Source organism: Candidatus Woesearchaeota archaeon, assembly GCA_016188115.1.
Taxonomy (GTDB): Archaea; Nanobdellota; Nanobdellia; order Woesearchaeales; family GW2011-AR9; genus JACPIK01.
The window spans coordinates 439,759-454,405 of sequence record JACPIK010000002.1 but is presented as its reverse complement, the minus strand read 5'-3'; the positions used below and the strand labels follow the sequence as shown (position 1 = coordinate 454,405).

Below are 14,647 nucleotides of genomic sequence, written 5' to 3'. Positions count from 1 at the left end.
TCTGTTCAAACATAGTCTGGAGAAGCGGTTTTGAATGTTATTGAATGATAATGTAGGTTTATTTTAAGAAATTGTAAGCATGATACCCTATCACGACGCTCCAAGCAGCATGATATCCTGTAAACAGAAGTGATCTATTTAGAGCTTCTCCAAAGGTTTGGTCTTGTCTCGTTGGTAATGTGTCTCTACCTTGATCAAATGAGTAGATTGCCCTCATGGCACCAACAACAGGTACTAATTCTACGGTTGTCTCAAGACCACTTAATCTTTCTTTTCTTTGCATCAAAAATTGCAAAATATACCTCTATTTAATCTTTTCGAATTAATTTGGTGATTGTTCTTTTTATCCAATTGTGTCTAGAATCGAATGAGCATTAGTTGCGTTTGTATGCTGAAGCAGATCTTTATAGTCTTTATTGAGCGAGAGCCGGTTGCGAATGGAGGCTGCTTCGTTATTGCTGACGCGGGCGAGTTTGTCGGCAACGATCAAACCATAGGGATAGCCTAAGAAAATGGGATCGGAGCTGAGGGAAAGCAATGAGTTGGCTTGTAGGATTGTTCCCTCAAAGCGAAAGACATGGGTTGATTTTGGATGAAGTTTGACGAAATTGGTTTGTGGGGTTGAATAGAACCAGCAGTTTTGTGGTCCGTGTTCTTGAAGAAACATGGTAATATTATTGCCTTGCTTAGTGAAGAGGGTGGATGTTTTTGCTAAAGCACAGACGTTTGACGAGAGTTGTTGAAGATACTTCTCTTCATTGGGATAGGTTTTATCTTTGGTGCCGTCTAGAACAACTATTCCTTCTTTAATGGATGTAGCAAGAGAGAGTTCAGCGAAGCGTCGCGCCATGCTGGTTATTTTTTCAATCGGGGCGCGCTGTGAGCTGGAGGTGAGTTGAGGATCATGAGATGAAACCATGAGATCTTGGGCGTTGATGAGAGGTTCTTTATCGCTAAAGATGGTTGCAGTGTACCAGACTTTACCCTCAACGGTTTTGGCATTAGTGAAGAGGTAGAATTCTTCGATGCGTTGAGATGACTTTTGTGTGCCGTTGAAAGTGATGGCTGCAACTCTGATAAATGAGATGGAAAAGTTTCCAGCGTTGATGATTTGCGCTTCTCCACCGTCAATGAATGTGGTGGTGCTGGATGTTGGGGTGAGTGGAGTAAAGTTTTTTTGATCAAATTTGTAGGAATGGTGGTCTAAGAGGAGTTCGTCTTCTTGGGAGAATTGTTGTAAGTAGTTTTGAAGATGGGTGTAGAGACCAGTGAGCATGGGGTTTGGAGGGGGTGAATTGTTATAAAGATTGTTGCGTTGAGGATATTATAAAAAAAGAGAGCCCCTGCCGAGATTTGAACTCGGGACCTTTACCTTACCAAGGCTGCGCGATGTTTTACCATCTTAACGCCATTTAGTGAGGTAAAACCTTACCACTAGGCCACAGGGGCATTATATTCTTCAAGCTTTCAAAGTGCTTTAAAAAACTTTCTTTCGTGTAGGATAGAAATCGGCTTTTTTGGGCTTTGATGAGACACGGACTATAACTAAATGTAAAGTGCCGAGGGAGGGAGTCGAACCCACGAAGGCACTAAGCCACAGGATATCTTCCATACTCAAACTATCCTTTGGATGTTTGAGGGCTTAAGTCCTGCACATTTGACCACTTTGCTACCTCGGCGATGATAGTCGGACAAAAGAAGTAATTTATAAAATCTTCTCTTAAAGATCGTTTATTTACCAAAAGGGTCTTCTAAACTCATTCGCCCAGAAGTGCTTCCATTTCTAATGGCGGCAGTAATATATTCTGGCATTGTTGGTATTAAAATAGTCTTGATAAGATCTGCTTGCGCATGAAAATAATCTCTTGCTCTTTTTGCTTGGTCTTCACCTAGTTTGCCAAAGTATGTGTCAAGGGAACCAATAGTGCCTAATATCTCTATAACTATGTCTTTATTAATGGGTCTCATGGTGCCAAATACTTTTGCAGGGTCAGGATGTTTTGTAGAACTTCCCCAGAGGTATAGCATTTTGGTTATACTACGATCGAAGAAACTTAGCATGAATCTTGCATATTCTTGTTCATCCATTTTCCCTTGAATATATCTTTTAGATTCACCATTTTTCGCGTTTTCAAGAGTATTAATCGCGGTTTCATTCTGGTGTTGGTATGCATCACTTAACGCGAGGTATGTTTGTATGAAATATGGTAAGTCGTTACTTCTAAAAATAGCGTTATTTGCTAATCCTAATACGGTGCAGTAACTACTTAGGTCTTCTGCAGCTCCATCCAACCCAAAATCTTCCAAGTCTACCATTTTAGTGCCAATTTGGTTCATGCCATTGCAATCTCGATGTTGAGCTCGTATTGGTTCACGGAAAACTGAACGCATTTCTCGTAACTGCGTTAATCTTTGCTCTAAGTCAAAATTTCCTAGTGCTGTTTGAAGATCTTCCCATCCGTTTGTCTTTTGAACTACAAGTGGTACTCGTCCTTCGTAAAGATGCCCTGCCAAAGCTTGAAGATTTTGTAGAAACAGTGTTGCATTAATTCTCTCATTTAATTCTCTTTCTTGAAGATAATCTTGACTTACAAGAAACGATGAAGGTTGTCCTGCTTTTCCAGCGTTAACTATTCCATCGAAACGTGCGATTCCTCTGATTCCCTCAAGGAATGTTTTGTTTAATTTAGCTAGTCCTTCGGTTCGTCTTTGGCATTCGTCTGCAGGTATTTGTCTGGCGAGTTCTGCGATAATATTTTTGCTGTTTTGACCACGTACATATTCCATGACAATGGTGCAGGTTTCAGGATCGCTTCCATACACTATGGGGACTAATTGTTTTGCAAGATCTCTGTCAAAAAGAGCTGCATGTCGTCGAATTCGTTGTAAGTTACGCAATTCTGCTTGATAGAGTCGACCCGGATTATGGACCAAATCGTAGAGAGGGATGCTTGTTGGTTCTGTTCTGGTAGAAGGTATAAACTGTTTTAAAATAAAATGTCTTAGGCGATGTCCTGTTCTTTTTAATGTAAAATGATCAAGGCGAGCATGACCTGTTTCCCAACTTTTCTGAATCGTAAATTGCTTATAATTAGAATATTGGTTTCCAAAGGCTCTACGAACACTAGATTCTAATTCATTTAGCTCAGCGGCATTTCTACTGCGGTCTACCATTACCGGAACTAAAACTGTCCTTTCTTTATAAACTTTTATGCAAATTCACTATTGCCCAATGGTTACTCCAGGGTATAAATCAATCGTCCTGTATTATGAATTAGGGTTGTCATTCTCTGTAATTTACTAATTACATTGTGTAAGTATGCTATTTTTTGCACGTCTTTTTCGAGTTCTTCTAGTTGATTATTAAATTTTAACTTCATTTCGGAGAGTTGAAGCGCTAAGGACATATCATTATTATGCACTGCTTTCATGGTGGTGATGAAGTAATCATTAAGTTCAAGTAACATGTTCTTGATTACTTTTTGTTTCTCTGCCGTGAGTTTGAGTTGGCGTAAATATCTTGCCGAGCGCTTAACTTCATCTCCTATTGCTTCCATGTAAAAACCAAGGGTATAATACTTTAACAAATCAATTGGGCTTAGTTTAAAATTTTTCATTGATTTGGATGGGTTTTCAAGGTTGTACAATATCGTTCGATATAATAAAAAATAAAGCCTGTTTACATCCCGATCGCGTTCATTAAGATTTTCATAAGTGTCTTCTTCAAAGATGGAACACATTTCTTTGATCATAGTTCTGGTTACGACATCCATCTTGCGAAGAAGTTCGTTGACGGATACTTTGTCCATGTTAAGAAAATCTTTTGCGATGATAGAATCTGAGTTTTGTTCAAGTATCTCTAAAGCCATAAGGCCTTGAACTATACCTTGCAATTCTTTTACTTTGGTTTTAATTTCTTTTCCACGAAGTGTGATGGTTCTATAATTAAGGATGTATGCAGAGCACACTTCTCTGGTAATGGAGAATACAGTTTTTCCATCAATGTTGATTACTTTCTCTTTTTCTTGGACTTCTTTGTTTATTTCTTGCTTACTTAAGACAAGGTTAGAACCTGATTCTTCGATGTAAATTAAATCGCCTTTCTCTAACTTACTTTGTCGTACCCAATTCTTAGGCAGTGATACTACGAAGCTGTTTTTTCCAAATGAGATAAGTTTTCGATATTCCATGTGTTTTCCCCCCGGATGTACATGTGTGTTATAGTCAGTATAACTAGAGATATTTTTTATAACTCTTGGTATTTAGCATATGCCTGACATATAGTATTTGGAGAATGTATTTATATTTAAACGTTTTGGAAGTAATATAGTAAACCAACTAAGTCGTGCCGACTTCTTTGGTTTACTAATAGTCAGCCGCGGTAATCTTCCGACCCCGGAAGATTTACGTGGATGGCTATATATGGGGGGATGGCTATGAAGCACACAAAAAATATGGTTAGAGATAATTCAGATGAAAGTATTTACTCGCCAATACAGCGTGATGAATTGTTAGATGATGATGAGTTGTCAGCAGAAGAACATGCATTTATGTGCGGGTATGATGATGAATTCTGGGATGCTGACAGATTGGAGAGTGAGATGTAATGTCCTTGCGAGAGTTGTTAGGCTTAGAGGACACCCATTTTACAGATGAAGAGATTATGAGATTACTCGAAAAAGGGTTGCGATCTCATCATCTTAACGTGGCTCTTGATGAGAATAATCATCATGTTGTTCTTCATCTGCATGAGATAGATCCTACTGCTGCAAATTATTCTTCTCTGTTTCATCAAGTTTGATACCGTTTTGGTCCATGTTCCTGAGCTGGTTTGAGAATTGTTTCATTTGAGAAAAGTCTTTATAGTCTGTGTTTCTTCTTTTGAGTATGGTTGGGTATATGCGTGGTGTTGAAAAGACATGGTTAGCTATCAAATCATATAAAATATTCTTTGCACTTTTGTGTGTTTTTCAACTTCTTTTGCTTGGTGCGGCAGCGATTATTTTTCTGCATTATCAACTTGCAATTTTGCAGGATGTGCAGAGTGTCTTGGAGCCATTAGAAGGGGCAACGCTTGATGAACAAGCTCTCCAAAATGGTCAGCCGTTCGTTGAAGATTTTCTTCCTTTGTATCGAGGATATTCTAAACTCATCAGTGATCTTAAAATGCTTGCAGCATGGATGGCACTCTTTTTTATCTTCGGTGGGGGATTGCTTTGGGTTGCGAGTCATCATCTAATTCATCGATTGCACTGGCGTGATGCAGGGCGGATCATGGTTCGTTATATTTTAGGGAGTGCTATTACCTTGTTGTTGTTTACATTATTTTTGACATTGCTGATTCAAGCAGCTCTTGCTAATATTGAAGGGGGATTCAACTGGCAGGTTGTTGTCGCAATTATTATTGGTGTTGTGTTGTATTTAGTGTTATTGGTTGCAACGCTTCATTCGCGCATTGTTTCTTGGAAAGAATGGATGGTTGTGTTTGGCAGTTCGTTAACTCGCAAACTTGGTTTTCATTTATTGGTGTTTTTTATGGGGTGGGTGGTATTGCTCGTATTTTTGGGATTGATGGGTATAGCGATAGCATATAATTCTGGTATTGTGTTATTGTTATTTGTACTTTTTAGTATAGTATTGGTATTGGTACGGATGTATGATTTGGTTATGGTGGCAGAACAAGAATGAGCAAAATTATACTTGATACCAATGCGTTGATGGCAATTAGTGAATTCCATTTGGATGTTTTTTCGAAAATAGATCTGGTTGTGGAAGGGGCTCATACTCTTTTTATTTTAGAAGGGACGATAGTTGAATTACGGCGTATTGAAGAAGAACAGCGGGGTAAGTATCGCTTGGGCGCGAAATTGGCGTTACAGCTGTTAGATCAGAAGAAGGTGAAAGTGTTGGTTAGTAGTGGGAATGTTGATGATGCGCTTGTTGATTATTCTGCGAAAGGATATTTGGTATTAACGCAAGATGCTGCTTTGAAGAAGCGATTAACTAAGCCGTATCTGACGATTAGGGCAAAGAAAAATATTTTTGTGGTGAGATAAGTTAGTTTAAGGAAGTATGATTGTATCTGGGAGATTTCTAAAATCGTTATCGCAGGTAATTAATGTTGAAGAATTGCTTTGTGCACTTGCATAGATAAGGGCATCCATTGCGGCAATTTTATATTTTATTGAAAATTGTGCTGCTTGTAAAACTATTTCTCTAGTTGGTACAATAATTAAAGTTTTTTTTTCAATAAAATTTATCGCTTTGGTTATTCTTTCTTCTTCAAATTGATCTTTAAGCAACTTTCTTTTAATCTCAAAAAGGGAAAGTATTGAAATATAGACAAACTCGTTTTGCTCAATGTATTCTTTATACTGCCCATTAATTAAATAATGTAACAATACAGAAGAGTCAATAAGTCTAGAATCGGTCACTTTTATCACGCAAATCTTTTAGAATTTGTTTTGATGATCGTTTAGGACCAAGATATCCAGCAAATGATTCTTTTACACGGTCAGCAGCAATTTTTCGTATGGCTTCATCGTAGGACGAGGAATTTGTCTCTTGTTTTATCTTACGCAGAAGATTGAGTGTATCATCATTAATTTGGATTGTCGTGACCATATAATTATATAGTTATGTGTTATATATAAACTTTGTGCTGGTTTTCAATCTAGGTAGATAATAGGTTGGATTAAAATCAAATCTAAAAAAATCTATTTTTTTCCTTTACTTTTCTTATAGGTTGCAATGCCCGTGTGGAATTCTTCTTTGGCTTCTTTGATGCCAACGTACTTATTTGCAACGACCTTTGCGCCTTTCATGTCTTTGTAATGTTCCATGAAATAGCTAAGTTCTTTTAAGAAGTGAGGGGAAACATCTTTGAGTTCTTTGATGTGGTCAAAATATTTGTCATCGCAGGGTACAGCAATGATTTTGTTGTCGACTTCGCCGCTATCATTCATAATGAGCATGCCAACTGGTCGTACTTTGACAAGTGAGCCCTGAAACGCGCTTTCACGCATAATTAGAACTACATCAACAGCATCTCCATCGTCGCATAATGTTTGTGGGATGAAGCCATAGGTTGCAGGATACACGAGTGGTTCAGGTACAACACGATCGATAAAGAAAAGTCCATGTTCTTTGTTATATTCGTATTTGTTTCTACTGCCAGCAGGAATTTCTACGATCATATTCATTTCGTTTTCAGTTCCGGGTGGTACATCGTGATGGAGATTTGTCATAGGTTTCACCTTTATGTTTTATGGGGGGAATGAGAAAGAAGAAGTATAAAAAGATAGTGGAGTGAAGAGTCTATCTAGATCTTTCCAATTCCTAGCTTCTTGACCTTCCTATGCAGTGTCTCGGCACGAATCTTAAGGTCTTTAGCTGTTTGCGCAATATTGCCCTGATGGTATTTGAGTGCGCGTTGCAGAAATGATTTTTCAAATTCATATTCAGCTTCTTTCCAAGTTAATGGTTGATGGGGGAGTAAATGGGCAATTGATCTAGAGAGATTAGGTACTTCACGATACATGTCTTCCATTCTTTTTGGTGCTAAAATCTCTTTGTAGGAATCAAGAGTGAGACGGATGGTGTGATCAATGGCAGTTTGTTTTTCACCTTCTAGGGTTTGAATGTTTTGTCGTAGTTCTTTGGTATCAAGTTCAAATTCACGAATTGCTCGATGTATTGTACGTCGATTTACTCCGGTGAATCGCGCTAAGGAAGAAATGTTGCCGCTATGGGTTCGTAATTCTCGGCGTACGAATTGAGCCAAAAATTCTTTTTTTGCTTGTGCAAAAGTGCGATCAGGTGGGATGTAGATTTCTAGGAGTGGTGTAGAGAGTTTGTCAGTGATATCAGATCCTATTTTTGGAATAGATATTCCCAATGCTTTTTCAAGTGTTGATCCTACGACAGGTAAAATCTTTTCTTTAATAGTTTCTTCAAGATTTTTTTGAGTTTTGGGTAGCGTCATGATAGAGTTGTGATCCTAGAGGAATACCTGCAAGTAGAAAAAGGCTACTGTTGATAAGTAAATATTGGGGTGGCGTGAAAAAGAGGCTGATGAAGAGAATGAGAGGTGTGATAGATGGGATATAAAATGGTTTTTTGCTTACAATTTCTGTTGTACTTATGGTTAAAATGAGTAGTCCATATCCTAATTGGTACACCATTGAAGGGAATGGAAGAGTGAGAAATAATGATACTAACATAATGTAGAAAAGAAATGAACTTACGGTACGAATATATTTTTCTGCGTCATGTAACTCTTCTTTGGCGATATGTCCTACTAATGCTCCTAATGGAATACCAATTAATGATGTTAATGGGATGAGGATCATTTTTTCTTTAATTCTTCGTTGAATTGGATCAGGAAGCGTTCCCAATCTTCGTTTTTCACGACGGTTCCACAGGCAGTGGGATGCCCGCCGCCATAGCCTTCAATGCCGTTAAGCGCCCGCCTAAGTGCAGGTTCAATGGGAAATTGGGCACGCAGGCTGCATTTCATGAAACCTTGGCTTTTGCGTGCGATGATAACTACTTTTTTAGGATAGCGTGTGGTGAGTTCATTAGCAAGATTGGCTGTGAATGACCATTGTTCATCATTGTATTCAAAGAGCAGAATTTTCTTGCGAGTTGCTTTTTCCATTGCTTGAACCATGAGTTTTTCATAGAGTTCATTGAGCATTTCAAATCGTTTGAAGAGATAATTGCCATCTTCAGAATTTGGTTTAAAGATTTCATCTGGTGAGGTAATTTTTCCTAAAATTTTGATTGATCTGGCTACATCACTTGATGGTCCTTTGAGCATGAAGAAAAAGAATTGCACAAGTTTACCCATTTTTGATTTGAAGACAATATTAGGAAGATCTCGTTTTTTCTTTGGTAAGTAATTTGGATATGTCGTGTTTGTTTGCTCAATAAAATCTGGAAGATGCCAGTCTGCTAGGCAGCCAGCAGTGGCAATCCAGAGATCTTTAGGATTGTTGGCTACTTGATACGCCATTCTTGTCGTAGGGAAGTATGATTCTGGTTCTTTGATTTTTGGGTTGAAGTAATGTACTTTATGTCGTTCTACGGGATCGTGATGATCTATCCAAAAGATAGGGACTTTAAACGCGTCGATAAATTCTTGGTGTACATCAGGAATATCAAGAATGACTATGAGATCAGGATTAAAATCTTGGATACGTTTGACAAACTTTCCTTCGAGATGGGGGGCAGCTTTAAGCATGAAATAGTGTCCTTCTCGTTTGATTCTGTAGAGGAGAAGGTAGGAACATAAGCCATCCGCATCATCGTCAAAAATGAAGATGGGGTTTTTAGAATTTTGAATAGCAGTGTGGAGTTGTTGAATTTGAGCTTGTGATAACATCTGGGGATTGTAGGTTGGAGAATATATAAAGATTGGGGTGAGTGTGATGACGATACTTAGTTAAATTCAAAACAAGATATTAGTATTATGTCGCGTTCAAAATCATTTTCATGGTGGAAGTGGGCTCTGCTAGGTATTGGTTTATATCTTGTTTGTGTTGTTTTAACAATTCTGGTGTGGGCTGCGGGAAGTAGGATGTTGGATGCAAATCCTACTGCTGCTCTTCCTTGGTGGAGATTTGTTGTAGCTCCATTAATGTTGATCTCTTTTTATCCTGGGCTTTTGATTGTGGGTAATTATGAGGTGGTGTGGTTGATCATTCCTCTCAATATCTTATTTTATGGTGGAGTTAGTATGGGGGTTGGGTTTTTAGTAAATAGATTGAGAAATAATCCTAAATAAGCATAACTTACACCTTCCTCTCCTCTCATTCTTTACCGAAATCTTTATAAAGAAAATGCCAACCAATCACCTATTCCGCTTACAAGTAAATTGAAGCAAAACGAGGTTTATTAACAATGGCAAAAAACAAAGAACACATCAACTTAGTATTCATCGGTCACGTTGATCACGGTAAATCAACAACCGTTGGACGTCTCCTTTTCGACACTGGAAACGTTGACGAGATTGCAATGCGTAAACTCAAAGAGAAAGCCCAACAACTTGGTAAAGGCGGATTCGAGTTTGCTTTCGTTATGGACAATCTTAAAGAGGAACAAGAACGTGGAGTTACCATTGATCTTGCCCATAAACGCTTCGATACTGACAAATATTATTTTACTATCATTGATGCACCAGGACACAAGGACTTTATTAAAAATATGATTACAGGAGCTTCTCAAGCAGACTGTGCAGTTCTTGTTGTTGCAGCAAACGACGGTGTTAACGCACAAACTATCGAGCATCTTAAACTTTCCAAAATCTTTGGAGTAGGTCAAATGCTTGTTGCTGTTAACAAAATGGATATCTCTGGGGTAGACTGGAGTGAAAAACGCTTTAAAGACGTTGTTGAAGACGTTAAAAAGCATGCACTTCAAGCAGGATGGAAACCTGATTTACTTCGCTTCGTTCCTATCGCGTCTCTTCCTGGTGAAAACATCACTAAGAAATCTGAGAAATTACCTTGGTGGACTGGCGACAATCTCTTAAGTGCTATTAACAAATTTGAATTACCTCAAAAACCAACCAATTTACCTCTTCGTCTACCTATTCAAGACGTATACAACATCACCGGTATCGGTGTTGTTCCAGTAGGACGTATTGAGACTGGTATTATGAAAGTTGGCGATAAAGTTATGATCGTTCCTGGTCGTGAAGGTAAAGGCGTTGCTGGCGAAGTTAAAACTATTGAGATGCATCACGAACAAGCTCCTCAAGCTGAACCTGGTGATAACATTGGTTTTAACGTACGCGGTCTTGGTAAAAAAGACATTGCTCGTGGAGACGTTTTAGGTCACGCTACCAATGTTCCTACTGTTGCAACTGAATTTACTGCACAAGTAGTTATCATGAACCACCCAAGTGTTGTGACTGTTGGATACACTCCTGTATTTCACATCCACACTTCTCAAGTGGCATGCCAATTCGTGGAAATTATCAAAAAAATCAATCCAGCAACTGGTCAAGAAGTTACTGAGAACAAAGACATCTTACGTAATGGGGATGCAGCAATTGTTCGACTTCGACCAACTCAACCAGTTGTTATTGAGAAGAACAGTGTTATTCCACAAATGTCCAAATTCGCTATCCGCGACTCCGGTGTTACCGTAGCAGCTGGTATGTGTATGGAAATTGTGCCTAAAGTTCTTTAGGATTGTTTTCTTTCTTTTTTTACTCTTTTTCTTGTGTATTGTTGATGAATTACTTTGGTCGTTTTTAGTTCTAAAGAAATATTTATATGTTGAAAAGATAGTCTGAGTGTGATGAAAAGAGGTCTGTGTGGTGTTTTTGTAGTAGTTGCTCTGTTGGTTACTACTCTCGTTCTCGCAGCACCAGAGATAAACTATACAACTCCTACGCCAAGTAATAACAATTATACTGGATCATTAAATTATACTCGGATCAATGCTACGATTACAGAAAGTCGTCTTGGATCATTGACGTATAACTGGAATGGGGCAAATTTTCTGTTTTACAATGACTCACTCGTTTTGTCGATGAATTTTGATAATCTGTCGGTGCTTGGTGAGAATGGCACGACGGCAGTAGATGTAAGTCGATTTGGCAATAATGGCACATGTACAAACATGGGAACTGATTGTAACTTTACTGCTAGTGGTGGCAGATATTATGGTGGGATTATGTTTGATGGGATCAATGATTTCATTAATTTAGGGGTGCCCACATCGTTACAGATTGCTCAAAATTTGACGATTAGTGCTTGGATTAATGTTTATCCTGCGGGGATTTATCCTCGAATAGTGTCTGCGGATCAAGGGGGCGTCGCTGATCAGGGATATGATTTACGATTATTTACAGGTCTAGGTGATCGACGACCTGCTTTTCGATTAGATAATGGGACAAATGTTGTTGAGGCGGTGAGTCCTGATGCGTTGGTGCAAGGTCGATGGTATCATATCGTTGCTATGTATACAGGCAACGAGTCTATTATCTATGTTGATGGTGTAAAAAAAGCCAATGTTTCTATGACTGGAAATTTGGATTATACTAACTTGACTTCGATACGTATTGGCGCACGGCAGGGTGATAATAATTATTTTAATGGCACAATTGATGAAGTTAAAATATGGAATCGATCGTTTTCCGATCAAGAGGTGTATCAATTCTATGCGTCAAACTTGCGTAAAAGAGATTTGAGTACGTGGGAATTGTATGTTAACCAATCGCAGAATGCCACAACAGGGCTTATTGATGGGACGTATACGTATTACATTAGTGCAACGAATACAACGGGAGATGCAATAACGACTTCCACAAGAACAGTTATTGCGGGACAAGATCCTGTTTTGGTTCCAGAATGGAGTGATTATGTAGTGTTAGTTATACTAGGAATTGTGGTGACGGGGTTCTTGTATTTGAAGAGAGATTAAGCTACAATCAAGCCAAACCAATAGCTTTATAAATAACCTCGATTCCAACAGCAACACCACGATGAAATAAGTTTTACCGTGGACTGATTTAAAATGGCACAACGCGCTCGCATCAAATTAGCAAGTATTGAAATCGAAAAGATTAACAAAGTCTGTGCTGATATCAAAGATATCGCTTCTAAGACTGGTGTTGACCTTCGTGGTCCAATTCCATTACCAACTAAAAAACTTAAAGTAACTACACGTAAATCTCCTTCTGGTGAGGGTAAAGCTACTTGGGAACGCTATGAAATGCGTATCCATAAACGCCTTATTGATCTTGGTGCAGATGAGAGAACATTACGTTTAGTGATGAGAGTTCCTATTCCTGAAGGTCTTAATATTGAGATCGAAATGGTAGAAGTTTAAATCCAAAAGATCAAAAATTTCTCTTTTTGTTTTTCTCAAGGTCTTGACATTAAGATAGAAATGACTGATGTGTAATTTTTCTCAAATGTAAGATTTTTTTTATTGTGTTATTCTAAATGAATCTATCTCTTTCTTTTTTAGTTACTACTAAAAAGTAAGAATAAATTTAAATAGTCCTCTTAGATTTTTATTAGTATGCACGTAATTCATCATACACCATTTGACTTTCCGTTGGATAGGCACTTTTTAGGTGAATCTATTATCATCGGTAGTCTATGTTCTGACCCCAAAACTAATACTTATGTGGTGTCTGCTGGTTCAAATCAATCTCCTCTTATTGCAGGATTACCTCCTAATTATGCATTGCCTGAACTTTTAGCACAACGTCAGTTTAGCTCCGGATTGGCAAGGATAGCTTACCGCGGTTGTGATTCTGATTATTTCGATTTCATTCGGGCTAGAATAAAAGAAGCAGAGAGTCCAATTATCTTAAATTACCACTTTTTACGTGGTGATATGGATGTTACAGCGAAAGTAAAAAAAGAGTTTAGAAATGATGTGGTTACAGTAATGCATTTGCATTGTATGCCAGATCTTTATCAAGCCGATAAATATAATCAGTCAAGTGATAAAAGAACATTGAATCAACTAATTAAAGTGGGGCGTGTTGATGGTTTTATCGCTGTTAGTAATGCTGTTCGAACAGGATTCATGTATGGCTCTGACATTCCGCAGGAAAAGATCGTGACAGTTACAAACGGTGTTGATGAACAGTTATATCAAGTTTATGCAGATAGTGTTAGAAAAGAAGTAAGAACAAGAATTGGCATAAAAGGCGAAGTAATATTGGGCTATGCTGGACGTATGAATGAAAATAAAGGTGTTTCAACCTTTTTAGAAGTATTACGTGGTTGTGAAAGATTAGGGTTAGAGTACGGTTTCGTTTTTGCAGCTTCAAATGGTGCAGAACGTCAAAAGTTTTTCAGAACCGTCTCAGAAATAGCTCCTGGGTTAATTCAAAGAGATCAAATTAAAATAGTTCTTGATGTTTCTAAATTAGTCAATGGAAGTTCAGGTTTGGATGACGCAGTTGTTGAACATTTTAGAGGTCAATTTATCGAAGAGGGTATATCTAACTCAAAAATTTGGGGCGGGTTAATTACACGTCCAGTTCAAGGAATTCTTGACGCTTATGTTCATCCAGCATATAGTGAAGCAATTAGCTTATCAATATTAGAAAGTCTTGCACAGGGCGTCCCAGTAATTGGTTCAAATACGGGTGGTATTCCTGATGTTGTTTCTGACAACATGGGTACATTGGTTAATATTAATCGTCCACAAGAGAGGGAATTAGAAGATAAAAAAGCGAGAGTTTATTCAAGCAATGCTGTAAAAGTTATGGAAGCTATAGATCAACTTCGAGAACGATTATTTCAGCGTGCCATATTAACCGCAAGTGATATGCACCACCAAGTGATTTCAAGAGGTCATACCAAAAAAAGAATGCTTGATAAAACATTAGATCTCTATGTAAGGCTTATTTCTAGGTTTGTTTAACTTTTCAACAAAACTGTTTAGGTTATAGTTATTAGTGTTATTATAGGTTAACAAGAAAAAGCGCCAGCACCCGGACTTTCCTATCTTTTGACTTAACGGTTTTGGTCAAGTTTTTTCAAAAGATTGTTTGAACCGGGATACCATTGCTGGAACAAGCTCTGTGGTTTTATAAAATTCCAGGCTTGCGCAGTACCGGGTTGTGCCATGCTGGCGTGAGGGCACAAAAGTCACATGATGATCAGAAGCG

At 38.2% G+C, this 14,647-nt stretch carries 19 protein-coding genes and 3 tRNA genes; 9 read left to right on the top strand and 13 right to left on the bottom strand.

Translation table 11 applies throughout. From position 1 onward, the window contains the following. Positions 1–58 precede the first annotated feature (58 nt). From HYV86_02395 to HYV86_02370, 6 genes are all read right to left on the bottom strand, one after another. Complete coding sequence (locus HYV86_02395; protein ID MBI2572683.1) at positions 59–283, bottom strand: hypothetical protein; 225 nt, start codon at positions 281–283, stop codon at positions 59–61. 60 nt (positions 284–343) lie between these two features. Beyond that, complete coding sequence (locus HYV86_02390; GenBank protein MBI2572682.1) at positions 344–1,276, bottom strand: hypothetical protein; 933 nt, start codon at positions 1,274–1,276, stop codon at positions 344–346. Between the two features lie 62 nt (positions 1,277–1,338). Further along, positions 1,339–1,449: transfer RNA gene (locus HYV86_02385), tRNA-Thr, on the bottom strand. 108 nt (positions 1,450–1,557) lie between these two features. Continuing rightward, positions 1,558–1,679, bottom strand: a tRNA-Leu gene (locus HYV86_02380). Between the two features lie 52 nt (positions 1,680–1,731). Next, positions 1,732–3,174, bottom strand: a complete 1,443-nt coding sequence (locus tag HYV86_02375) for a hypothetical protein (protein MBI2572681.1) — start codon at positions 3,172–3,174, stop codon at positions 1,732–1,734. A 62-nt stretch (positions 3,175–3,236) separates the two neighbouring features. Continuing rightward, positions 3,237–4,190 (bottom strand): phosphate uptake regulator PhoU, encoded by a 954-nt coding sequence (locus tag HYV86_02370; GenBank protein MBI2572680.1) that lies wholly within the window; start codon positions 4,188–4,190, stop codon positions 3,237–3,239. 246 nt (positions 4,191–4,436) lie between these two features. Between HYV86_02370 and HYV86_02365 the strand changes: the two genes are divergently transcribed. From HYV86_02365 to HYV86_02350, 4 genes are all read left to right on the top strand, one after another. Next, positions 4,437–4,607 carry a hypothetical protein gene (locus tag HYV86_02365; GenBank protein MBI2572679.1) on the top strand — a complete coding sequence of 57 codons (171 nt, stop codon included), beginning with the start codon at positions 4,437–4,439 and terminating at the stop codon, positions 4,605–4,607. Next, positions 4,607–4,801 carry a hypothetical protein gene (locus HYV86_02360; GenBank protein MBI2572678.1) on the top strand — a complete coding sequence of 65 codons (195 nt, stop codon included), beginning with the start codon at positions 4,607–4,609 and terminating at the stop codon, positions 4,799–4,801. The genes HYV86_02365 and HYV86_02360 overlap by 1 nt, the downstream gene beginning before the upstream one ends. 86 nt (positions 4,802–4,887) lie before the next feature. After that, positions 4,888–5,688 carry a hypothetical protein gene (locus HYV86_02355; GenBank protein MBI2572677.1) on the top strand — a complete coding sequence of 267 codons (801 nt, stop codon included), beginning with the start codon at positions 4,888–4,890 and terminating at the stop codon, positions 5,686–5,688. Then, complete coding sequence (locus tag HYV86_02350) at positions 5,685–6,056, top strand: hypothetical protein (protein ID MBI2572676.1); 372 nt, start codon at positions 5,685–5,687, stop codon at positions 6,054–6,056. The genes HYV86_02355 and HYV86_02350 overlap by 4 nt, the downstream gene beginning before the upstream one ends. Before the next feature lie 6 nt (positions 6,057–6,062). Here HYV86_02350 and HYV86_02345 read toward each other — a convergent pair whose 3' ends face one another. From HYV86_02345 to HYV86_02320, 6 genes are all read right to left on the bottom strand, one after another. Next, complete coding sequence (locus tag HYV86_02345; protein MBI2572675.1) at positions 6,063–6,434, bottom strand: PIN domain-containing protein; 372 nt, start codon at positions 6,432–6,434, stop codon at positions 6,063–6,065. Next, on the bottom strand, positions 6,421–6,624 hold the full coding sequence (locus tag HYV86_02340) for a hypothetical protein (GenBank protein MBI2572674.1): 204 nt from the start codon (positions 6,622–6,624) through the stop codon (positions 6,421–6,423). The genes HYV86_02345 and HYV86_02340 overlap by 14 nt, the downstream gene beginning before the upstream one ends. 92 nt (positions 6,625–6,716) lie before the next feature. Then, on the bottom strand, positions 6,717–7,247 hold the full coding sequence (locus tag HYV86_02335) for an inorganic diphosphatase (protein MBI2572673.1): 531 nt from the start codon (positions 7,245–7,247) through the stop codon (positions 6,717–6,719). A 74-nt stretch (positions 7,248–7,321) separates the two neighbouring features. Beyond that, complete coding sequence (locus HYV86_02330; GenBank protein ID MBI2572672.1) at positions 7,322–7,984, bottom strand: hypothetical protein; 663 nt, start codon at positions 7,982–7,984, stop codon at positions 7,322–7,324. Beyond that, complete coding sequence (locus HYV86_02325) at positions 7,953–8,351, bottom strand: hypothetical protein (GenBank protein ID MBI2572671.1); 399 nt, start codon at positions 8,349–8,351, stop codon at positions 7,953–7,955. Before HYV86_02325 ends, HYV86_02330 begins: the two co-directional genes overlap by 32 nt. Further along, positions 8,348–9,385: a hypothetical protein gene (locus HYV86_02320; GenBank protein MBI2572670.1), complete on the bottom strand. Its 1,038-nt coding sequence runs from the start codon at positions 9,383–9,385 to the stop codon at positions 8,348–8,350. Before HYV86_02320 ends, HYV86_02325 begins: the two co-directional genes overlap by 4 nt. Before the next feature lie 87 nt (positions 9,386–9,472). Here HYV86_02320 and HYV86_02315 point away from each other — a divergent pair, with 87 nt between their 5' ends. The 5 genes from HYV86_02315 (at position 9,473) to HYV86_02295 (ending at position 14,400) form a co-directional block, all read left to right on the top strand. Next, the gene (locus tag HYV86_02315) at positions 9,473–9,787 is read left to right on the top strand and encodes a hypothetical protein (protein ID MBI2572669.1); all 315 of its coding nucleotides are present in this window, start codon (positions 9,473–9,475) and stop codon (positions 9,785–9,787) included. A gap of 116 nt (positions 9,788–9,903) precedes the next feature. Further along, on the top strand, positions 9,904–11,196 hold the full coding sequence (gene tuf / locus HYV86_02310; protein MBI2572668.1) for a translation elongation factor EF-1 subunit alpha: 1,293 nt from the start codon (positions 9,904–9,906) through the stop codon (positions 11,194–11,196). Between the two features lie 111 nt (positions 11,197–11,307). Next, the gene (locus HYV86_02305) at positions 11,308–12,435 is read left to right on the top strand and encodes a LamG domain-containing protein (GenBank protein ID MBI2572667.1); all 1,128 of its coding nucleotides are present in this window, start codon (positions 11,308–11,310) and stop codon (positions 12,433–12,435) included. Between the two features lie 93 nt (positions 12,436–12,528). Next, positions 12,529–12,843: a 30S ribosomal protein S10 gene (locus tag HYV86_02300; protein ID MBI2572666.1), complete on the top strand. Its 315-nt coding sequence runs from the start codon at positions 12,529–12,531 to the stop codon at positions 12,841–12,843. Positions 12,844–13,038: 195 nt separating this feature from the next. Further along, positions 13,039–14,400: a glycosyltransferase family 4 protein gene (locus HYV86_02295; protein ID MBI2572665.1), complete on the top strand. Its 1,362-nt coding sequence runs from the start codon at positions 13,039–13,041 to the stop codon at positions 14,398–14,400. Between the two features lie 61 nt (positions 14,401–14,461). Here the strand turns inward: HYV86_02295 and HYV86_02290 are convergent. After that, positions 14,462–14,612, bottom strand: a tRNA-Ser gene (locus tag HYV86_02290). Between the last annotated feature and the right edge of the window lie 35 nt (positions 14,613–14,647).

Excerpts from the sequence above, each read along its gene's own strand:
- HYV86_02395 (MBI2572683.1), bottom strand. The coding sequence starts at position 283 with ATGCAAAGAAAAGAAAGATTAAGTGGTCTTGAGACAACCGTAGAATTA.
- HYV86_02390 (MBI2572682.1), bottom strand. The coding sequence starts at position 1,276 with ATGCTCACTGGTCTCTACACCCATCTTCAAAACTACTTACAACAATTC.
- HYV86_02375 (MBI2572681.1), bottom strand. The coding sequence starts at position 3,174 with ATGGTAGACCGCAGTAGAAATGCCGCTGAGCTAAATGAATTAGAATCT.
- HYV86_02370 (MBI2572680.1), bottom strand. The coding sequence starts at position 4,190 with ATGGAATATCGAAAACTTATCTCATTTGGAAAAAACAGCTTCGTAGTA.
- HYV86_02365 (MBI2572679.1), top strand. The coding sequence starts at position 4,437 with ATGAAGCACACAAAAAATATGGTTAGAGATAATTCAGATGAAAGTATT.
- HYV86_02360 (MBI2572678.1), top strand. The coding sequence starts at position 4,607 with ATGTCCTTGCGAGAGTTGTTAGGCTTAGAGGACACCCATTTTACAGAT.
- HYV86_02355 (MBI2572677.1), top strand. The coding sequence starts at position 4,888 with ATGGTTGGGTATATGCGTGGTGTTGAAAAGACATGGTTAGCTATCAAA.
- HYV86_02350 (MBI2572676.1), top strand. The coding sequence starts at position 5,685 with ATGAGCAAAATTATACTTGATACCAATGCGTTGATGGCAATTAGTGAA.
- HYV86_02340 (MBI2572674.1), bottom strand. The coding sequence starts at position 6,624 with ATGGTCACGACAATCCAAATTAATGATGATACACTCAATCTTCTGCGT.
- HYV86_02335 (MBI2572673.1), bottom strand. The coding sequence starts at position 7,247 with ATGACAAATCTCCATCACGATGTACCACCCGGAACTGAAAACGAAATG.
- HYV86_02330 (MBI2572672.1), bottom strand. The coding sequence starts at position 7,984 with ATGACGCTACCCAAAACTCAAAAAAATCTTGAAGAAACTATTAAAGAA.
- HYV86_02325 (MBI2572671.1), bottom strand. The coding sequence starts at position 8,351 with ATGATCCTCATCCCATTAACATCATTAATTGGTATTCCATTAGGAGCA.
- HYV86_02320 (MBI2572670.1), bottom strand. The coding sequence starts at position 9,385 with ATGTTATCACAAGCTCAAATTCAACAACTCCACACTGCTATTCAAAAT.
- HYV86_02315 (MBI2572669.1), top strand. The coding sequence starts at position 9,473 with ATGTCGCGTTCAAAATCATTTTCATGGTGGAAGTGGGCTCTGCTAGGT.
- tuf (MBI2572668.1), top strand. The coding sequence starts at position 9,904 with ATGGCAAAAAACAAAGAACACATCAACTTAGTATTCATCGGTCACGTT.
- HYV86_02305 (MBI2572667.1), top strand. The coding sequence starts at position 11,308 with ATGAAAAGAGGTCTGTGTGGTGTTTTTGTAGTAGTTGCTCTGTTGGTT.
- HYV86_02300 (MBI2572666.1), top strand. The coding sequence starts at position 12,529 with ATGGCACAACGCGCTCGCATCAAATTAGCAAGTATTGAAATCGAAAAG.
- HYV86_02295 (MBI2572665.1), top strand. The coding sequence starts at position 13,039 with ATGCACGTAATTCATCATACACCATTTGACTTTCCGTTGGATAGGCAC.